This is a genomic window from Streptomyces sp. B1866 (assembly GCF_031932565.1).
Taxonomy (GTDB): domain Bacteria; phylum Actinomycetota; class Actinomycetes; order Streptomycetales; family Streptomycetaceae; genus Streptomyces.
Genome location: NZ_JAVSCF010000490.1, coordinates 1 through 1,807, shown reverse-complemented (window position 1 = coordinate 1,807; position 1,807 = coordinate 1). Strand labels below are relative to the sequence as shown.

Genomic DNA, 1,807 nt, shown 5'->3' with positions numbered 1-1,807 from the left:
CGGCGTGGGGCGGGCGGCGGCCGGGGCGGGCGGGGGTCAGCCGCCGCCCGCGCCGTGCCGCAGCCGCCAGCCCTCCCAGGCCGACTCGACCATCTCCCGTACCGAGTGCCGGGCCCGCCAGCCCAGTTCGGCCCCGATCCGCGCGGCCGACCCGACGACCCGGGCCGGGTCGCCCGGCCGCCGCGGTCCGGCCACCGGCGCCAGGTCCGGCCGGCCGGTGACCTCGCACACCAGATCGGCCAGCTCGCGCACGGACACGCCGCGCCCGGTGCCCACGTTGGCCGTCAGGTCGCCCGCGCCGCGCCGCCCGGCCAGGTGCCGCGCGACGGCCAGGTGGGCGGAGGCGACGTCCGCCACGTGGACGTAGTCGCGCACGCACGTGCCGTCCGGCGTCGGATAGTCCGTTCCGAAGACCAGCGGGCCCTGGCCGCGGGAGACCCGCTCGAACATCATCGGCACGACGTTGGTCACCGCCGTGTCCGCCAGCTCCGGCCGCCCGGCCCCGGCCACGTTGAAGTACCGCAGGCAGGCCGTGGCCAGGCCGTGGGCCGCGCCCGCGGCCCGCACCAGCCACTCGCCCGCCAGCTTGGTCTCGCCGTACGGGCTCACCGGGCGGCAGGGGGTGTCCTCGGTGACGGCGTCGGCCTGGGGCGTGCCGTAGACCGCGGCCGAGGAGGAGAACACGAAGCGCTCCACTCCGGCGGCGGCCACGGCCTCCAGCAGCACCGTCAGGCCGTGCACGTTCTCCCGGTAGTAGCGCAGCGGCTGCGCGACGGACTCCGCGACCTGCTTGCGCGCGGCCAGGTGCACCACTCCGGTCACGCCGAGACCGGCCAGTGTGCGGTCCAGCAGCTCCCGGTCGAGGGTGGAGCCGCGCACCAGCGGTACGCCGTCGCCGTGGAGCCGCGCGGCCACCCCGCTGGACAGGTCGTCCAGCACGGCGACGCGCTCCCCGGCCCGCGCCATGGCCCACGCGACATGCGACCCGACGTATCCGGCGCCCCCGGTGATGAGCCATGTCATGCCCGCACCCTACCGACCGCCGCCCGGGCCGGTCAGGGGAGACGGCGGCGGCCGGGCGGGCGCGGCGCGTCAGCCGATCGGGTGTTTTCGCCGCGGGCGCGACGTCCGACTCGGGCGATAGCGCCAGGTGCAGGCGGCATTCACCCGATTGTGTGGTGAATGAATGGTTAACGGAAGCTTGCGGATATCCGATAGCCTCTGCCACCATTCCCGGTCGCCCGGGCGGCCCGCTGTGTGCGACCCCCGTCCGTTCACTGTGCATCCGTCCCCGTGCCGTTTTCCGTCCGCCTTTCGTCCGCTGCCCCGACCCGCTGTCCCGATCCGCTGACCGACCCCGTCCCGTCCGCCCTCTCCCGCGGTTCCCGCCCGCTTTTCCGCCCGTTCGCCGCCCCCTTTTCCGCCCCGCGTCCCGGTCCGCTCCCGTCCTCGCGTACCGGGTCCGTCCGATCCGTTTCGTGCCCTCGCTTTTCCAAAGGAGTGAGTTCGACTGTCGACCGCCATCCTCATCGGTCAGCCTCCCGTCGGCTCGCCCCTGCCGGACGACCTGCGGGAACTGGGATTCGACGTGCGCGAGGCGGCGAACGCCGCCATCACCGCGGCCGAACTCGCGGCCGTACCCCCGCGTGAGCGGGTGGCCGTGGTCGACGCCCGTTTCACCGGCCACCGGCACGCGCTGCGCCTGGCCCTGACCGACCCGCGCCACGCGGCCGCCGCCGTGCCCGGCGCCCTGGCGGTCCGCCCCGAGGCCCGGCCCGCCCTCGCCCGCGCCGCCGCGGCCCTGGCG

The 1,807-nt window shown here is 76.0% G+C and carries 1 protein-coding gene and 1 pseudogene; one reads left to right on the top strand and one right to left on the bottom strand.

Going from position 1 to position 1,807, the window contains the following annotated elements; all coding sequences use genetic code 11:
• Nucleotides 1-36 precede the first annotated feature (36 nt).
• Nucleotides 37-1,023, bottom strand: coding sequence for a UDP-glucose 4-epimerase GalE (gene galE, locus RKE29_RS29720; RefSeq protein WP_312008814.1), 987 nt, complete (start codon nucleotides 1,021-1,023; stop codon nucleotides 37-39).
• A 487-nt stretch (nucleotides 1,024-1,510) separates the two neighbouring features.
• Between galE and RKE29_RS29715 the strand changes: the two are divergent.
• Nucleotides 1,511-1,807 (top strand): annotated as a pseudogene (locus RKE29_RS29715) (CDP-alcohol phosphatidyltransferase family protein); the annotation flags it as partial.